Origin of the sequence: Arthrobacter sp. NicSoilB8 (assembly GCF_019977355.1) — a bacterium.
Classification (GTDB): domain Bacteria; phylum Actinomycetota; class Actinomycetes; order Actinomycetales; family Micrococcaceae; genus Arthrobacter.
In genome coordinates this window covers 2,204,961-2,222,762 of the sequence record NZ_AP024655.1, presented here as the reverse complement: position 1 = coordinate 2,222,762, position 17,802 = coordinate 2,204,961, and the positions used below count along the sequence as shown (strand labels likewise).

Genomic DNA, 17,802 nt, shown 5'->3' with positions numbered 1-17,802 from the left:
AGACCCGGACCGCCCAGTGGATTCCCGCGCGGCCGGCTGCCCGCTCGCGTGGGGAGCGGATTCCCGGACCCTTACGGATGGCTTTTTCAAAGGCCGGTTCCGGACGGTGGCGGCCTCAGGCGCTGGTGATCCCGGCGAGGCGCAAGAGGTTCGAGAACTGGCGGGTCTGCATGACCCAGTGGGAAGGCTCCAGCAAGACGACACTGATGAAGGGTTGAAGCCATCGCGGTGCAAGCGCCCAATACCCGGACACCGGCGGCGGCACCCGCGGCCGGCACCACCCGGAGCGGTCCGCGGAGTGTCATTGCCTTTCCCCCTCGGCGTTCAAGTGATTCCGGAAGAAGGCCAGGATGCGCCTGCGCGCGTCCTGGGCGGAGGGCTCGTGGTAGCCGGCGGCAGCCAGCTTCGCCAGTAGCTTGTCCCCGAACGTCAGGTCCGCCGGGCCATGCTGGTTGAGGAAGCCGTGACCGGCACCGGGATAGACCTTGATGTCATGGTCGATCCCGGCGGCGGCCAGCAACGGTTCCAGACGGGCCGGTACGTTACGCACCCCCGGCCAGCGGTCACGGGCCCCGTAGCTGGCCACGATCGGGCAGGCCCGAGAGATTGCGCGGGCTGTCTCGTCGTCGAGTCCGCCGTAGTTCACGCTGGCCGCGGCGAAGTCATGATCCGGGGCCACCATGAGGGCAAAGCCACCACCCATGCAGAATCCGATCACCCCGACCCGGCCCGTGCAATCCTCACGTCCTGCCAGCCAGGCCCGGGTGGCGTCCAGGTCGCCGAGGGGCCGCCAGCCGCGGATGAGGGACCACAGACAATCGGCCCTGCTGCCCCAGTGAAACAGGTCCGGCGCCACCGCGAGGAACCCTTCGCCGGCCAGCCAATCGGCCTGTTCCCGGGTATCGCGGCTCAGGCCCAGCGCGTCATGGATGACAACGACGCCGGGCCAGGGACCGTGGCCCGGCGGGGTGGCGGAGTAGGCAGGCATTTCCCCGCGTTCAGTGCTGATGCTCACTTGGGCCACAGGAGCCTCCCGAATGTTCGGATTGGTCACGGCGTGGATATCGGTCTACCTGCGTTGAGCCGGTCACCGGAAGAGTCATTCGACACTTTGGAGTGCACGTCCCCGCTGCAGTCTGCACCGCATGCTGCGGGACCTTAGTAACCACTGTGTTGCGTCCACGGTGGCGGGGCTGACGGACTAACCGGCGCAAGCTGATTTTCGCGGACTTGATGCGCTCTGAACGAGTGGGCGGCAATAGAGTGAGGGGCCTGCTCTGTGAAGCGGCCGTCTGCGAGAATGTCTGCATGTTCACCTTCCTGGAGACTGAACGACTTCTGCTCCGGCAGTTCACCCCCGACGACGCCGAGCTACTTGTGGAACTGGACAGCGATCCGCGCGTGATGCGGTACATCACCGGCGGAATCCCCACCTCCCGGTGCGAGATAGAAGGCGATTCCTCCCGGCATTCCTCGACTACTACCAGCGCTTTCCCGGCTACGGGTTCTGGGCCGCACTCGAGAAGAGGACCGGGGAATTCCTCGGCTGGTTCCACTTCCGGCCGGGACCCGACGATCCACAAGATCAGCCGGAACTGGGCTACCGGCTGCGCCACGCGGCCTGGGGAAAGGGACACGCGACGGAGGGATCGCGCGCGCTGATCGCCAAAGGGTTCACCGAGTTCGGGGTGCAACGGGTTGTAGCCTCGACCATGGCCGTCAACACGGCTTCCCGAAGGGTGATGGAGAAATCCGGGATGCGCCTCGTGCGGGCCTTCGTCGCTGACTGGCCGGTGTCCGTTCCGGGCGAGGAGCACGGTGACGTCGAATACGCGATCACCCGAGACGAATGGGAGGCTGACAATTCTCGCCTTCGTCGCCGGTGACCCGCCGGTATCACTCGGCCGGACGTAAAGACCCCGAAATGTGGCCAACGCACACACCCCAAAGTGGCTAGCTTGAGGCATGCGGCCACCAGCCACACCCACGCAGAGGTGCGGCACGCGTACTCGTGCTCCTGTCGCCGGCAATCATGCTCGAAATCGTTCACGGGACTGCATGCCCGAGAAGCCGCCGGCAAGAAGCCTTGGCGGGAAGTCGGGGCCATCGTGAAAGACATCAACGCCGACACGGTACCAGCCAGCTGATACGCTCCTGCTTTGGGGTGGGGTGTGCCCCACGCCGCATTGGACTACTTCGAGGACTCGTTCCACATGGACTACAGCGTTGCCCGAGAGCGGGCGCGAACTGCCGCAGCCCGCCTGCAACTGACCGAACCCGTCTCCATGCGCTCCATCCAGGCCCACCTCGACCCGGATCACGTCGTCTCGGCCCTGAAGCGCACCGACCTCGTCGACGAGCCTGAGGTATCTGCCGAACTCGTTGTCGACCGGCTGGCCTCCCGCATCCGCCGTTCCTGCCGGCAGGCGGACGCGGAGCCGGACAACGTCGGGGCGGTCTTCGGATGATGCAGTTCATTATGGCCGCGTCGCTGTTCCTGCTGGCCGGGGCCCGCATTCCCGCCCTGCTTCGCAACCGGACCGATCTGGTGTTCTCCTGCGCCGTCTACGGAGGCATGGGCTCTTTGCTCATGTCCCCGACCGTCTACGTCCCCGTCGACACAGCACTAGGCGGGATGAACCTGGTCAAGCTGGTCCTGAACTCCCTGATGATTATCTCTCTCTGGTATCTGCGCCTCGCCGCGTTCGCCGCCGTCGCCCCGGAAGCCGGCGGTCGCCGGTCCTGGTGGACACGCACCCTGCCTCTGACGCTCACGCTGACCCTGCAAACCGCGTTCTTCCTCCTCACAGGACCCACTATCACGACCGCCACGTGGGGCATCTACGAAGACCGCTTCCCGGCTCTCCTGTTCTCGCTGATGCTCACCCTCTTCATCTGTTCGATGAGCGCGGAAATTGCCGTGATCTGCTTCCGCTACGTACCGCGTATGAGCCGCTCGTTCCGTGTCGGATTCTCCATGCTGGGCGCCGGCTGCGTCATGGGTTTCCTGGTGATGGCCGAAATGTGTCTCTCCTTGCTGGCCCGGCACCTGACATTCCTGGCTGTACTGGTCAGACCTGATTTCCCGTACCATCAGCTGGAACTGGTCGCGACCGTCCTGGCCGGCGCCGGACTCACGATCCCGGCGGTTGCCGGCAGGGCTGCCCGCAAGAACCTGCACCGCTGGAACACCGAAACCCTCGCCCGCGTCGAGTCCATCTGGGCCAAAGCGCTGAAGAGCACTTCTCTTGACCAGATCCTCGAGGCCGACCCCCAGGCGTCGGTACAGGACAGGCTGCACCGGATGGTTGTCGAAATCCGGGACGCTGAACTCGCCGCGGGCACTTCGGCGACCTTCCTGACCGCGGAGGAGCGCAGCTACCTGCTCTCCGTCGAAGCAAAGCTCCATGTCTCCCCTGCCCTGGCATAACCTGCGGCAGCTACAGAAAGCCCCCATGCACCTTCTGACGCACCCGACCCGCCGAACACGCCCCAGCGGTACGGACATGTACGGGATCTACCGGAACATGGTCCTCTTCGATTTCAAGAATGAAATCCATTCGGGCTTCTTCGTCGCCTACTACCGCAACTTCGCCATCCCCTCCACAGCGAGGACCCTGGCGGCGACCGGGGAGATGAAATCCCGGCCGATGAAGCGCTCCTACGACACCGGCATCATCATCCACGAGGTCATCGCCAACGGGTTCGAGCACGAACGCAGCCAGGCCATGATCGAACTGCTCCGCCGGGTCCACAAAGGGGTGCCCGGTACCTCGGACGACTTCGTCTACGTCCTCATGACCTTGCTTGTCCTGCCGCTGCGCTGGACCGAACGTCACGGTTGGCGCCGGCTGACCGGGCTGGAGAGGCAGGCCGCCACGGACTTCTACGCCGAACTGGGCCGGCAGATGGGGCTCGAGGGGATCCCAGCCACCTTCGCGGAGGCGGAACGGTTTTTGGACGGGTACGAGGACCGGAACATGGGCCCGAGTCCCGAGGGCTCGATGCTGCTCAATGCGACCGTCGAGGCCTTCGCCAGCCGCATCCCCACCCGGCTTCGCCGGTTCACCCCGACCATCCTGGCTCTGATGATGGACAAACCCCAGGTCGCTGTTGCCCTGGGCCTGAAACCTGCCCCGGCAGCGCTGCGCATGCCGTTCAACGCAGTGCTGAGGTTCCGCTCCCTCAAGGCCAGGCGGCGCCCCTTGCCAACCGAGCCCATATTTGTGCCGGGAAGAATGAACGTCGTGGCATACCCGGACGGTTACACCTTGGACCAGATCGGCCCCTGGGGGAAATCAGCCAACATCTGAGGCCGGGGGGAGCCGGTGTCCGAGCCACTTCCGCTGGCCGGCTAGCCTGACCTCTCCCCAAACCCCAGTACGCGAGGAATCCGGGGAAAATGTTTTGAGAAATACCCTCAGGTCATGTCGCAAGCAGGACCCCGCGGCATGAATAGGTACAAGACCAACCACGCCGAGCCGAACCAAGAAAGGTGAACTGCTCCCCGAAAGCCAGGACGGAATTCTCAGTCCAACTTTCGGGGAGCAATTCGTTTAGAAGTCATCACTCCTTCTCTGCCGGCGCTCCCCGACTATCCTGCGTGGGTGTGCAGGACAGTCGCGAGGACGGAGGGACCGTCTGCGCTGACCACGCCAGCGCGGCCGGTCCATGTGGGTGTCTTCCGACACCGGTCATATAGCTCCGGCCAACGCATTCAGATCAGTTCGAGGGGAAGTTGTAGGAGGCGCCGGAGGCGTGGGTCGGTTCGGGCCACCGGGAGGTGATGACCTTGCCGCGGGTGTAGAAGGAGACGCCTTCGGGGCCGTAGATGTGCTTGTCACCGAAGAGGGATGCTTTCCAGCCGCCGAAGGAGTGGTAGGCCACGGGCACGGGCAGCGGGACGTTGATCCCGATCATGCCCACCGTGACGCTGCGCTGGAACTTCCGGGCCGCGGCGCCGGAAGAGGTGAAGATCGCGGTGCCGTTGCCGTACGGGTTGGAGTTGATCAGGGCGATGCCGGCGTCGAGGTCCTCCACCCGGACCACGACCAGGACGGGGCCGAAGATTTCCTCGGTGTACGCGGTCATTTCGGTCTTGACGTGGTCCAGGACGGTGGGGCCGACCCAGAAGCCGTCCTCATGGCCGGGGACCACGAGGTCGCGGCCGTCCACCACCATGGCCGCGCCGGCGGCTTCGGCTTCGGTGACGATCTTCACGATGCGTTCCTTGGACGCCGGCGTGATGACCGGGCCCATCTCGGCGTCGGGCACGGTGCCGTTGTTGACCTTGACGGCCAGGGCACGCTCCTGGACCTTCTTGACCAGCAGGTCGGCGGCTTCGCCGACGGCGACGGCGACGGAGATGGCCATGCAGCGTTCCCCGGCGGAGCCGAAGGCGGCGGCGGCGAGGTGGTCGGCGGCGTTGTCGAGGTCGGCGTCGGGCAGGATGATTGCGTGGTTCTTCGCCCCGCCGAGCGCCTGGACGCGCTTGCCGTGGGCCGTGGCGGTCTCGTGGACGTAGCGGGCGATCGGGGTGGAGCCGACGAAGGAGATGCCGTCCACGTCAGGGTGGGTCAGCAGGCCGTCGACCGTTTCCTTGTCGCCGTGCAGGACCTGGAAGACGCCGTCGGGCAGGCCGGCCTGCTTCCACAGCCTGGCCAGCAGCATCGAGGCGGAAGGATCACGCTCGGAGGGCTTGAGGATGAAGGCGTTGCCGGTGGCGATCGCCATCGGCGCCATCCACAGCGGGACCATGACCGGGAAGTTGAACGGGGTGATGCCGGCAACGACGCCGAGCGGCTCGCGGAAGGAGAACACGTCGATGCCGGTGGAGACCTGGTCCGAGTAGTCGCCCTTGAGCAGCTGCGGGATGCCGCAGGCGAACTCGATGACCTCGAGGCCGCGGCCGATCTCGCCCTTGGCGTCGGAGAGGGGTTCCCTGTTCGAAGACACACGCGACAATCGCCGCCTCTGCGGGCAGGGCGACCAGGATGTCGCAGGGTTCATCAAGACACTGAAATCCATTGGCTTCAACGGTCCCTGGGGCGTGGAAATCCTGTCCGAAGAACATCGCGCACTTCCCGTCCGGGAGGCACTGCGGGCGGCCCATGAAACGGCTCTCGCGTGCTTCCCGGCGGATCCCGCGCCAGCCGCCGGGAGTCCTTCCGAGAATGATGGGACAGCAGGCTAACCGGGAGCCGTGGAAATCCGCTGAGGAGGAATTCCAGTGAAGAAAAAGCTGCACCTTCAGCCGCACTGGTCGCCCGTTGTGGGAGAAACTGTAGAAATTCGGCACCAGGACAAGGCTGTGAGGACGGGCAGGGTGGACGGCGTGACTCCCGACGATCAAGTCCTCTGGATAGCTGCCGACGGCGCCGAACCCCGGGCAATGTTCGAACGCTTCCACGACTATTCGGTGTGGATTGAATACAGGTGGGAAACCGCGTCCGTTGGGCCGCCACGAAGCTGAAACTACGGCGGAGCGCTCCAGCAATCATGCGGAATCAGGGCCAATGCGGCACCAAGCAAGTCAGCATAGAGGGGTCGCGCGAGCTTGTAAGCCGTGCAAGGCTTCTGCCACTAGACGGAGGGAGGGGTTATTCTGTGGCTCTCTCCCTCGACTGTGGCGCTAATGCGCAGTAACACCGTCCCCCCAGCTTCCCCGGAGGGTCATTCGACGGTAGCGATTACCTTTCCTCACATGGCCGCCGTCATGTGGAGCCCTGGCAGCAACTCCGGGTGAGCCGGTACGAAGAGCGCGAACACGATTAGTGAGACGCCGGTGATCCGGCTGAGGGCGGGCCCGTATTTCCACGTCTTCTCCAGGAAGATGACCACCGTGAGCACCGCCATCCATGCCAGGTTCATCACGCCAACAGCAATCAGCACCACCATGAGCCCCCAACAGCAGCCCACGCAATACACTCCGTGGTACATGCCGACGCGGACATCCCGCAGGCGGCCCTTGTACCCTGATACGTGCAAAAGGAATGCTACGGGAGACCGGCAGTGCCTGAGACAGAAATCCTTCAGCGGGGTCAGCTGGTAGGCGCCCGCCGCCGCGAGCACGCCAGCTCCCACCCAGGGTGCGATATCCGCCGCGTCCTCGGCCAGCAGCGCAGCGAGCGCCGCGGCCGTGTAAGCAACGACTCCGAATCCGATCCACGTCAAGAGGTAACCGCAGACCAGGGCAGTTGTCCGGACGGCCCGGACCCTGCGGCTGCGGACGGCACGGAGGGACCGGAGGTACGTCGAAGTGAGCGGCGCCAGCGCCGGCAGCATCATGGCCGTCATCATCAGTGTCCATACGCCCAAGAAACCCCAGAGCCCCAGTCCCATGGTTCCCGGGCCTGTGGACATGTCGGCCAGGCCTGAGAAAGTGAAATACCACGCCAGTGCGGCACATCCGATCAATGCCAACTCCGCGGCATGGTGGCTGGCGGTCAGGCCGCTCCTGCCCGGCACTTAGTCCTGCCCGGCACTTAGGCGGACCAGGCGAAGGGGGCAGAGAAGGAGTTCTTCCCGGCGTTATCCCAGGTCATCCCGAACACGTCGACGCGGGCGGTGCTGGATGTGCCGGCTGCCAGGGTGTCGGCCGGGAATCCGACCCCGCTGATTTTCACTCCCAGTCCTGTGGCATCAAAGGGAGACACGAAGTCCTCGACCGCCATGTCGACGGCACTGCCAATCCGGACCTGGTGGACACGCCCGTCGTCGGCGTAGGTCATGTTAAGGGACTCCATGCCCGCCATTTCACCGATCAAGGGGGCGAGGCCCTCCATCGGTCCGCCGAGCTGTCCGCCGAAGACTGCACCGAGCGCTTCGGCCTGCTCGGCTGAGGCGGCGGCGTCCATCAGAACTCCGACTTTCCAGCCTCCGTCACTCATCAGGGCCGGGGTATCGGCTACGACGCAGACTGTCAGGCCGCCGACGTCGACACCGTTCACTTCGCCGGTTTCGAGGTGGAAGGCCAGGGCCACGTTGCAGCGTTCGTTATCGGCCGGTGCGGTCTGTCCTGAAGCCGTACACGGGCAGACCATGTTGCAATTGCAATTCTCAAAATATGTGCCCTCGATATGCCACGGCATTTAGGGCTCCTTTCGAAGAGGCACCCCCCAAAAGAAAGTCTCCTCGCGGCCCTGAACCGTGTCAACGGGACGCGGCGACCCTTTCAGAGGCCCCTCTGGCCCACCCCGCGCTTCCAACCGGAGGGGTGCGACGAGCCACAACCTACCCAGCGGAAGAGACTAAACGCCGACCTGGTGCGCCTCTTCGGGAAGGGACTTTGGGACCGTACGCCGGGGCTGCAGGAGCTGGTATCCGCGGGGTGCCGCGACGTGGGTCTGGTGGCTTGCTTGCTAGTCAGGGACCGCGCACAGAGTGCGCCAAGGAAGCGAGCGTGTGGGAAATTTGCTTGTTCGACAACCCCGGTTGGCGAGCGGATACTGAAGAATCATGAAGCCTACCCAAAGCGGGTTGCGCATCCAGCTTCTCGGCGCGTTCATTGTGTACATCAACGGGAACGCCGTCGAGAACAGCCGCTGGCGGCTGCAGAAGGCAAAGGCCGTGGTGGCGATGCTGGCGTTGGCGCGTGGTCAGCGTGGCCGTCGCGAGCAGGTACTGGACCGCCTGTGGCCTGACATGGAGCCGGTGGCCGCCGCACGAAATCTGCATCAGACCCTGTACGTCGCTCGCCGGACGCTCGCGGGCGCCGGAGCCGACAGCGACGGGCTGCTCGCTATCCGCGGTGAAGTGGTGGTGCTGGATGACACGGGCCCGGTCGACGTTGATGTCCTGCAGTTCGAGCGTTCGGCCGTAGCAGCGTTGGCTGACGGTGTCGAGGCAAGCCTGCGCGATGCCGCCGACTTGTACAGCGGTGACCTTCTGCCGGATCTGCCGGATGCGGATTGGCTGACGACACGCCGCGATGAGCTCCGGGAAATCCATCGCGAAGTACTGGTGAAACTGGCGTCCACGGTGGCGGAGCGCGCACCGGAGGAAGCGCTGATCATCCTTACCCATGTGCTCGAATCCGATCCCGTCCACGAGGCAGCCGTACGCGCGCAGATGGTGGTGCTGGCTCGAATGGGCCGGCGGTCGGAAGCATTGGCACGATATGAGCGGCTGGTCGATGAACTCCTCGACGCGTTCGGGACCGACCCGGACACCCGGACGACGGGACTGTTTCGCGAGTTGTTGACCGGCTCGCCGCCCGAGCAGCGCCTCCAACAGCCCGCTGGCGTGACCGGCAAAGACGATGCCATCGGTTATCTGCCATCCCCGTTGACAAGCTTCATCGGGCGCGAGCGTGAGCTCGTCGACGTCCAGCGGCTGATGGGCCATGCCCGCCTGCTCACCCTCACCGGGGCTGGCGGCAGCGGCAAGACCAGACTGGCGTTGGAGGCCGCGAAGGCACTTCGTAGTGAGTACGTGGACGGAGTCTGGTTCGTCGACCTCGCGGCCGTTGGGGAGTCGCTGCTGGTGGCCGATGCCGTAGCCGAGGTCCTCGGGTTGGATTCCGGCGCGGCGCCAAGCCGCGTGCAAGCGCTGGTCGACCAACTGAGGCGACGCTCGCTGCTCCTCGTGCTGGACAACTGCGAACACCTGCTCGCGGCCTGTGCGCAACTCGTCGTCGCGCTACTTGACGGATCCCCCGGGGTTAAAGTGCTGGCCACCAGCCGGGAGCCACTCCATGCCGACGGGGAGTACACCTACCGGGTGCCGTCATTGCCCGTCCCCTCGCCCCTGCGGACCGAAGATCTCGACCTGGCCGTGCTGGGCCGTCTGCCCTCTGTCCGGCTTTTCGTTGAGCGGGCAGCGCAGGTCCGGCCGGGTTTCGCGCTCGACGCCGACAACGCGCAGGGAGTGACAGAGTTGTGCCGACGGCTCGACGGGATGCCGCTGGCCCTGGAATTGGCCGCGGCCAGAACCGCCTTACTCGAACCCGCCGAGATCGTCCAGAGATTGGGCGATGCTTTGTCCATGCTCGGCGGGGGAACCAGTGGCGTCACGCGGCACCAGACGCTGCGCGGCACCTTGGAATGGAGCCACGAACTGCTCACCAAACCGGAGCAGGTTCTGCTGCGCCGGCTCTCTGTGTTCGCAGGGGGTTTCACCCTCGACGCTGTGGTGTCAGTCTGCGCTGACGCGCCCCTCCAGCCGAACTTCCTGCTCGACCTGTTGGCCAAGCTGGTGGACAAGTCTTTGGTGATCGCCGAAAGGAGGGGCGCCGGGACCCGATACCGGCAATTGGAGACCGTCCGCCAGTTTGGCCACGAGAATCTAGATCATGCAGGTGAGGCGGCTCAACTGGCGGCTGCGCATTGCGCATATTTCCTTGCTATCGCCGAATCCCACAATCCCGAACAGGCCACCGGGGTGGTTATCGAACAGCCGAAGTTGCTCGACCGCGAGCACGACAACCTGCGCGCTGCGCTGCGCTGGTCGTGCGCCCACGAGCCCGAGACCGCGCTCCGGCTCGCCGCCAGCCTGTGGCGGTTCTGGTTCGTCCGCGGTCACGCGGTTGAGGGAGCACGTTGGGTCGAGCGTGCCTTGGCGGTGGCTCCCGACCCGACCCGGCCGCGCGCGGCCGCTCTAATCGGCCTGACCGGGCTGGACAGCCGGCAGGGCCGCAGCGATCGGCATCGGGCGCTCGGCGCGGAGGCCCTGGCAATCATGCGGGAGATCGGCAACCCCGACGAGGTGGCAATGGCCCGGCTCATTGAGACCTCGCTCGCCTGGAGCACTTTCGACCTGGACGAGGCCGAACAGCTGGCGACTGACGTGCACGCCGAGGCAGCCGAGGGCGGCAGACCCGACCATGCCGCTGCCAGCAGTTGGCTGCTCGGCCAGTGCGCGTTGTCCCGAGAGGACGGACCACTCGCCGCCCGTCACCTAAACACCTGCCTGAGCGAACTCGCACAGTCTCAGACCAGCACTCCACCCTTCCTGCCGGTGATCACGCCGAGCCTGCAACTGGTACCGATCGCCGGACGGTTGGTCCCCTGCGTCGAAGAGACCCTGCTGTTGGGCCGGCGGGTTGGCGTCATCCAAGCCAAAGGCTACGTGCTGTCCGCGATCGGCTACGCGGCCAGGCTTTCGACGGACACGCAGTCTGCGATATCCGTCATCACGGATGCAGCCGAACATTTCGCCGAGTTAGGAGACGACCTGGCCAGGGCGCAAACACTTCACCAACTTGGCTGCATTCTGCGCGACTGTGGCGACCACAGCAAGGCCGATGAGGCCCTGTCCTTGGCGCGGGAGCTTCGGCTCGGCCTGGGCGACCGGCGGGGCGAGCTGCTGACTGAGATTAATATCGCCCTGCTCCGCGCCATGGGTGGTGATATCGACCGCGGCCTGACAGACGCCCGGCGTTGCCTTTCAGGGTTCGAGTCCGCGGGAGATCAGGTGGGGATGGGCGCCACGCTGACCATTCTCGGTGCCGCCGAACTGATCTCCGGGGAGGTCCGGGCGGCGCGGGAAATGTACAGGCAGGCCGCGGAAAGACTCGACCCGTGGCGGCGACACGCTGGCTGGCAACGGTTGATGGTGGCAGAGCTATCCGGCGAGCTCGGCGATCCGCATCGGGCGGCCCGCGAAATTGACAGGGCTGGGGCGATCTTCGGCCGAACGAGATGCCTCATCGCCGGTCAGCGGCTGGACGCACTGCGTAGGCGGGACTCGGATGATGCTGTTGAGACGGTGTTGAGTGCTGATTGAGGACGCGTCACTAGCGTTGTTCCTGGATCTGACAAATGGATCTGACAAACAATCAGCAATCAGGAGGAACGCATCGTGACAACGACGCAGACTGGGCCGACCCGCATCGGCGAGGCCACCATCGCCGAGTTCGCCGTCGGCCTGCGCGGCACGGTCGTCCGGCCAGGGGACGCGGACTACGACCACGAACGCAGTATCTGGAACGGGGCCCACGACCGGCGCCCGACGCTCATCGCACGCTGTGCGGGGGTGGCAGATGTGATCCGCACGGTCGATCTCGCGCGCAGCGAGGGGTTGCCGTTGTCGGTTCGCGGCGGCGGCCATTCGATTCCCGGGTTTTCCACCGTCGACGACGGTATTGTGCTTGACCTTTCGCTGATGAAGGGGGTCCAGGTGGACCCTGCCCGCCGCCGCGTGGCGGCACAGGCAGGGTGTACCTGGAAGGACGTGGATGCGGAGACCCAGCAATTCGGGCTTGCTGTGACCGGCGGCCTGGTGTCCTCGACCGGCATCGCCGGCTTCACCACCGGCGGCGGCATCGGCTGGCTCGTGCGCAAGCACGGGCTGGCCAGCGACAACATGGTGGGCGCCGACGTCGTCACCGCTGACGGGCAGTTTATTCATGCCAGTGCCGACGAGAACCCCGATTTGTTCTGGGGACTGCGCGGCGGCGGCGGAAATTTCGGTGTGGTGACGTCCTTCGACTATCAATTGCACGAGGTGGGACCTATCGTCCTTTCCGGCCTGGTTTTCTACCCCGCAGAAGAGGCGGAGCAGGTATGGCGCGGCTATCGGGCGGCCTGCGCGGCGGCCCCCGATGAGCTGACAACGCTGGTCAATATGACCACGGCGCCGCCCGTCCCGTTCCTGCCAGAATCAGTGCACGGCAAGCCAGTCATCGCTGTGGGAGGGTGCTGGTCCGGCGATCTCGATGCCGGTGAGGCCGCCACCGCGCCCTTCCGGTCATTGGGCACGGTCATCGCCGATGTCTTCGCGGCCAACCCGTACGCGGGGTGGCAGCAGGCGCTCGATCCGCTCTACCCGCGGGGCGTGCACAACTATTTCCGCTCGGCATTTCTGCGCGCCGCCGACGACGTCTCCGTGCGCGTGCTGCTGGACTCGTTTGCGGCATTGCCCAACGCCATGACCGAGATTCACGTGCACCACCTTGGCGGCGCGGTCGGCCGGGTTCCGGCCGAGGCAACGGCCTTCGCAGTCCGCGACCAAGAATTCATCGTCAATGTTATTGCGCGGACGCCGACGGCGGAAGGCTTCGCGGATGTCGTCGAATGGGCCCGGGGCGTGACGTCCGCGCTCGGTCCGGATGCGGCGGCCTACGTGAATTTCACGGGTGAAGCGAATTCGACGCTCGTCCGGGCGTCTTACCCGGCGGATACCTACCGGCGGCTCGTGGGACTGAAGAACGAATACGACCCGACCAATCTGTTCCGGTTGAACCAGAACATCGCCCCCACGGTATGACAGCACTTCCTCCGTGAGAAGTGGATGATCGGCCGAGGAACGCGAAGTAACCTGACAGCCCGCGCCAAAGGAACCTCGATTTCCCCGGCAACTGACCGGTAACGCCGCCGTAGCGGTGGTCGTGTCGTCGCTCAATTCCTCAATAATCAAATGGTGCCAATTTCACCAACATTGACACCGCGGTTGGGTCCGCAGCACCCAGCAAACCGCTGACTTAAAGTTGCGTGAGTTGAGGCAGGAAGATCCCCGGGTTTCCCGGGATCTTCCTGCCCGTCTCCTGGTAGGCGGGCAAGGAGCGAGCCACAAAGCAGCAACGGCAGGACGCTCACGCCGGTGTGGGCACCGTAAACACTTCTTGACCGGACAAACGGGATGCGGCCCCGCCCCTACCAACAAGATCAAGAACCTGGGAGTAAAGGTGTACGGCGGCCCGACCGGCCGGTTCGGGCGATCAGCGCATGGTAGGCGTGTCCTGCAAACGAAGGATCCTAACGATCTTTATCGAGAGCCTAAAGATGCACCAGCCCTGCGGGAGAAACGTCTCAGGAACAGTTCTCGAAATCGGGCATCCGAGCGAGGTCCACCCGACCCTTCTGTTGACGGCGGAAGGTTATGCTGGGGTTGGACAAGGTGATGCTTGCAACGGTCCCGGCCAGGCAGGGGGCGCCCATGACGGACAGTATTGTCCTTAGCGCAGAAGGTCGCCCGTGCCGCACAAAATGCCCCGCAATGAACTCATGCTCGTCCTGGCCCGCATCAAAGGCCTTCTCCTCACCGCAGAGAAAGTCGACCGGGCACTGCAACTGTTCACCGCCGGCGTCCATGAGACATTCCCCGGAAGCACCGGCGCCAGTGTGTCGCCTTTCGACGAACAAGGCCGCGGGAGCAGCACCGCAGCCACCGACCCGCTCGTGCTCCTGGCCGATGAGGCCCAATACAAACTCGAACAAGGACCGTGCCCCACGGCAAGGGACACTCAACGAACAGTCCTGATCCACGACGTCGCCACTGATGACCGTTGGCCCCTATGGACTCAGGCGATGGACGGCCACCCCGTACGGTCAGTAATCAGCGTGCCGCTCATGTCCGGGACATATGACGAAACAACCGCATTGGCCCTCGAAAAGCTTGCCGCTCCCGCAGCCCTGCTCCTCGCTCACATTCAAACACCCGAAACACCCCGCCGATTCAGCAAACCTTTCACCGCGGCACTCACCAGCAGGGACAGCATCATCCGCGCCCAAGGAATACTCATGGAACGCGACGGGCTGAGCCCGAATGCCTCCCTCCAAAAACTCCTCCGCTTAGCCCGCACATCCACGCAGCCGATGACTGTCATCTGCACCGAGATCATCGCCGGGGGACGGCGCAGCAGCCGCGACGGGAACTGAGGGCCACGTCCGGAACCAGTGCCGCGATTTCCAGCGCCCAAGTCAGGATCCGAGGCCGAGCAACGCGCGCCAGGGGCACCGCTCAGCTCGGACAACCGCGACAGTTGCATCCCTGCCCGCGCAGGTCATCGGCTACGCGCGGTCCCCACCAACAAACAAGACCTCACAGCGCAGCGCAAGCGGTCATCAAGATGTTCAGGAGCACGTGACGCGGCCTTCGCTGATCCTTCTGGTCAGGTGTTTACGCGTGCCGCGATCCGGGGCAGCCCCAGGCAGTTAGGCTGAATCCGACGAAAGCGGGGAAGCTGTGCAAATCGACGAGGCACCAACCATCACCGAACAGGACCGGATCGCGGCTTTGCACCGTCTTAAGCTCATGGATACACCCGCGGAGGAGCGGTTCGACCGGATCACCAGGGCCGCGCGGGAGTTGTTCGGCGTCCCGCTGGCCGCAGTCAATCTTGTGGACTCCGACCACCTGTTCGTGAAGTCGCCCCAGGGCCTGGCACGGTCGGTAGTTCCCCGCGAGGAGACTTTCTGCGACGCCACTATCACGTCGCCCGACATCCTCGTGGTACCCGATGCGACGGCCGACCGCCGCTTTGCGGCACTGCCTGATGTTGTCGGTATCCGCGGTGTCCGCTTTTACGCCGGGCGTCCTCTCAGTGCCGAGCCCGGGAGCCGGGTCGGGACCCTGTGCCTTTTCAACACCCGACCGCGCGAGCTCTCCGCCATCGAACTCCGGCACTTGGATGAACTCGGAACATGGGCCGAAGCCGAGATCCGGGATTCCGCAGACCGGGACCGGGCTCGGGCCACCCAACAGGCCCTGCTTCCCGCCGCAGGGCCCGCCGGTTCCGACTACGTGGTCGCAGGGATCTGCCTTCCAAAAGCCGACGTCGGCGGGGACTTCTATTCATGGGAGGAATCCGAGGGAAGAGTGTGCCTGGCTATTGCTGACGTGATGGGAAAGGGCACAGCTGCCGCCCTCATGGCCGCCACTGTCCGGAGCGCCATCCACAGCACCGGCAGTCAGCACCCCGGCACCATCCTGGACATTGCCAGCGGCCGACTCGCCCGCGATCTCGACCGTACCTCCACCTTCGCCACGGCTTTTCTGGGCACCCTGGACACGGTCACCGGGCAGCTCCAGTACGCCGACGCCGGGCATGGGCTGACCATGATCGTCTCCCCGGACGGTTCCCACCGCCGCCTTCACGGCAGCGGCCTGCCTCTGGGTATCGGCGAACCAGGGTCCTGGACAACCTGTAGAACGGTGATGGGGCCCGGGGACACGCTGGCAAGCTTCACCGACGGAGTCCTGGATCTTTACGGCGGAACACTGACTGCCCTCGATAAGCTCGCTGACCTCATCAGGGACACGCATCCGTCAGACGTGACCAAAGCTCTCAGGGACCTGCATGTGCGGACTGCATTGGAGGACGATCTCACCGCCATCCTGCTGCGACGCGGCAGCGCGCCCGTCTGATGCCACCTACGCCCGAGACGGCCCGTCAGACCCTGTGAAGAAGGGCCGCTCGGGGAGCAGTTCGGTTCCGCCGGAAAGCCACGCTGCCGGTGCGGCGGCTTTTGAGTCTCGCACCGTTCCGCACTGCGTCTCGTGATGCCGACGACCTGACCCCCACCGCTCCCAACACACGTGTGCCCTGTCCGCATTCGGGGTAGCACCGCTCCCCCGGCATGGTCTGTCGAACAGGCGCCGGGTCGGCGGTCATACTGGCGATGCACACGGCATAAAGGAACAGACAGGAGCTGCATTTTGACCGGTTCCTGACAGAGGCACTGACTACCGACCGGGAAACCGACCGCGGCCTGGCCAGGGAAGAGCTGTACGGCCTCTACACCAGCTGGTGCCTGATGAACCAGAGCCAGCCGGAGCCCGCCGAGGCCATCCGGGCGGACCTCGATGGCCGCCGGATAAAGCCTGACGACAATAATCTCGCCATGTCCGAAACCGCGGCAATGGATTACATCGTGAGCAGCTCCCCGGACCTGACGACAAGGTCATCGTCAGCGCCTGCGACTCGACCCCCCACAGATCAGCTCCGTCGTTCAACGCCAGAGCCGGTTCTGGGTCAAGGACCAGCCCTACTCGCTCGAGAACCTGCTCGCCCAAGACGAATGGTGGATCACTCAGGACAGACGCCGTCGAGCCGACCCTCTCGCAGTCATACTTGACCCATGTCGCGGCCCGGGCGATTATCATGATCCAGTCCGACGACCCCGTCATCAGTCTCATGGCGCTCCCCGTCGGCATGATTGAGTATTGTTCGGAAGCAATGAGGTCGCTGCCCCTAAAGCGGTCGTTGGCCAGGCTCATCCTCGCCCAGCTGCCCGACCAGAATCCCGTCCTCGCCTTCGCCTAAGGGAACCCGCAACCCCGTTTGCCTGCTTGGATCCCGCGCGGGGACCAGCACGGGACCGCGCAGCTCTCATCGGCCCGCAGCTCGGCTGACCGCCATGCACAACGCATTCTAACCGGCCAACGCCCAGAGGCTCGGCGACGTTATTCCTTGAAGTTCCGGCGTCGGGCGCGCAAAACAGCCCAAACAGCGAAGCTCACGATGAACGCGACAGGCAGAAGTACCAGCGGGTTCCAGCCTTTAAGTGTCATTTGTCATCCCTTCGATCCGGTTTGCAGTGTCCTGCCCAGACTCTACGCCAGCGGAAATGAGGCGAGAATGCTGTGGGACCACTTGTCGGTGCTCCTTCTGTCCCCTTGGGCGGCGGGGCGTGCGCCCTCCAGCGCGTCCTCCATGGCAATGAGTGCGTCAGAGTCCGCCTCCGAGGCGGCTGGCCACTGCCGAACGAGACTGTATTGCACATCTGCCAACCAAGGGTGTGGAGGTGGACGAAGACCCGGGCCCACCTGCTTCTGGATGTAGAACAACTGCCTCTCCTCGGGTCCGATGACAGGTCTCGCGGAGTGATCGCTCGAGGGCGAGCATATCTGGCTTCGACCCCCGAGCGAGGACGGGGGACGAACGCGGCGGCCGCGCTGAGCAGTGCCAGATGCCAACGCCATAGCTACGCAGCCCGCCATGGCTGGACTACTTCAGCCAAGCAGTTACCCAATGTGCGCAAACAGAGCAGGGAGCGGCACGGATGCGCCAGGGCATCACGTTTACACAGGTCTGGGCGATGTACACGCCACCTTTGGCGGCTGGGCAGACAGCCACTCGGA

At 64.8% G+C, this 17,802-nt stretch carries 13 protein-coding genes and 2 pseudogenes; 11 read left to right on the top strand and 4 right to left on the bottom strand.

What is annotated here, in order from left to right; genetic code table 11:
* Positions 1-301: 301 nt before the first annotated feature.
* A complete protein-coding gene (locus LDO15_RS09950) occupies positions 302-1,015 on the bottom strand; it encodes a dienelactone hydrolase family protein (RefSeq protein ID WP_223986546.1) in 714 nt (237 codons plus the stop codon).
* A 218-nt stretch (positions 1,016-1,233) separates the two neighbouring features.
* Here LDO15_RS09950 and LDO15_RS23525 point away from each other — a divergent pair.
* From LDO15_RS23525 to LDO15_RS09930, 5 genes and pseudogenes are all read left to right on the top strand, one after another.
* Positions 1,234-1,392: pseudogene (locus tag LDO15_RS23525) on the top strand (hypothetical protein); the annotation flags it as partial.
* 47 nt (positions 1,393-1,439) lie between these two features.
* Positions 1,440-1,886: a GNAT family N-acetyltransferase gene (locus tag LDO15_RS09945; RefSeq protein WP_263428356.1), complete on the top strand. Its 447-nt coding sequence runs from the start codon at positions 1,440-1,442 to the stop codon at positions 1,884-1,886.
* A gap of 285 nt (positions 1,887-2,171) precedes the next feature.
* Entirely contained in the window at positions 2,172-2,468 is a 297-nt protein-coding gene (locus LDO15_RS09940) for a hypothetical protein (RefSeq protein WP_223986544.1), read from the top strand.
* Positions 2,465-3,430, top strand: coding sequence for a hypothetical protein (locus LDO15_RS09935; RefSeq protein ID WP_223986542.1), 966 nt, complete (start codon positions 2,465-2,467; stop codon positions 3,428-3,430). The genes LDO15_RS09940 and LDO15_RS09935 overlap by 4 nt, the downstream gene beginning before the upstream one ends.
* Before the next feature lie 25 nt (positions 3,431-3,455).
* On the top strand, positions 3,456-4,313 hold the full coding sequence (locus tag LDO15_RS09930) for an oxygenase MpaB family protein (RefSeq protein ID WP_223986540.1): 858 nt from the start codon (positions 3,456-3,458) through the stop codon (positions 4,311-4,313).
* A gap of 409 nt (positions 4,314-4,722) precedes the next feature.
* Here LDO15_RS09930 and LDO15_RS09925 read toward each other — a convergent pair.
* Positions 4,723-5,934 (bottom strand): annotated as a pseudogene (locus tag LDO15_RS09925) (CoA-acylating methylmalonate-semialdehyde dehydrogenase); the annotation flags it as partial.
* A 295-nt stretch (positions 5,935-6,229) separates the two neighbouring features.
* On the opposite strand from LDO15_RS09925, the gene LDO15_RS09920 reads away from it, so the two are divergent.
* The gene (locus tag LDO15_RS09920) at positions 6,230-6,472 is read left to right on the top strand and encodes a hypothetical protein (RefSeq protein ID WP_223986538.1); all 243 of its coding nucleotides are present in this window, start codon (positions 6,230-6,232) and stop codon (positions 6,470-6,472) included.
* Positions 6,473-6,699: 227 nt separating this feature from the next.
* On the opposite strand, the gene LDO15_RS09915 is transcribed toward LDO15_RS09920, so the two are convergent.
* Both LDO15_RS09915 and LDO15_RS09910 read right to left on the bottom strand, forming a co-directional pair.
* Positions 6,700-7,362: a DUF2182 domain-containing protein gene (locus tag LDO15_RS09915; protein ID WP_223986536.1), complete on the bottom strand. Its 663-nt coding sequence runs from the start codon at positions 7,360-7,362 to the stop codon at positions 6,700-6,702.
* 122 nt (positions 7,363-7,484) lie between these two features.
* Positions 7,485-8,090: a DUF1326 domain-containing protein gene (locus LDO15_RS09910; protein WP_223986534.1), complete on the bottom strand. Its 606-nt coding sequence runs from the start codon at positions 8,088-8,090 to the stop codon at positions 7,485-7,487.
* A 367-nt stretch (positions 8,091-8,457) separates the two neighbouring features.
* Between LDO15_RS09910 and LDO15_RS09905 the strand changes: the two genes are divergently transcribed.
* From LDO15_RS09905 to LDO15_RS09885, 5 genes are all read left to right on the top strand, one after another.
* Positions 8,458-11,724: a BTAD domain-containing putative transcriptional regulator gene (locus LDO15_RS09905; protein ID WP_223986531.1), complete on the top strand. Its 3,267-nt coding sequence runs from the start codon at positions 8,458-8,460 to the stop codon at positions 11,722-11,724.
* 75 nt (positions 11,725-11,799) lie between these two features.
* Positions 11,800-13,206: an FAD-binding oxidoreductase gene (locus tag LDO15_RS09900; protein WP_223986528.1), complete on the top strand. Its 1,407-nt coding sequence runs from the start codon at positions 11,800-11,802 to the stop codon at positions 13,204-13,206.
* A gap of 707 nt (positions 13,207-13,913) precedes the next feature.
* Positions 13,914-14,597 (top strand): GAF and ANTAR domain-containing protein, encoded by a 684-nt coding sequence (locus tag LDO15_RS09895; RefSeq protein WP_223986525.1) that lies wholly within the window; start codon positions 13,914-13,916, stop codon positions 14,595-14,597.
* Positions 14,598-14,904: 307 nt separating this feature from the next.
* Positions 14,905-16,086 carry a GAF domain-containing SpoIIE family protein phosphatase gene (locus tag LDO15_RS09890; protein WP_223986522.1) on the top strand — a complete coding sequence of 394 codons (1,182 nt, stop codon included), beginning with the start codon at positions 14,905-14,907 and terminating at the stop codon, positions 16,084-16,086.
* 736 nt (positions 16,087-16,822) lie between these two features.
* Positions 16,823-16,984 carry a hypothetical protein gene (locus LDO15_RS09885; protein ID WP_223986520.1) on the top strand — a complete coding sequence of 54 codons (162 nt, stop codon included), beginning with the start codon at positions 16,823-16,825 and terminating at the stop codon, positions 16,982-16,984.
* The last annotated feature ends 818 nt before the right edge of the window (positions 16,985-17,802 follow it).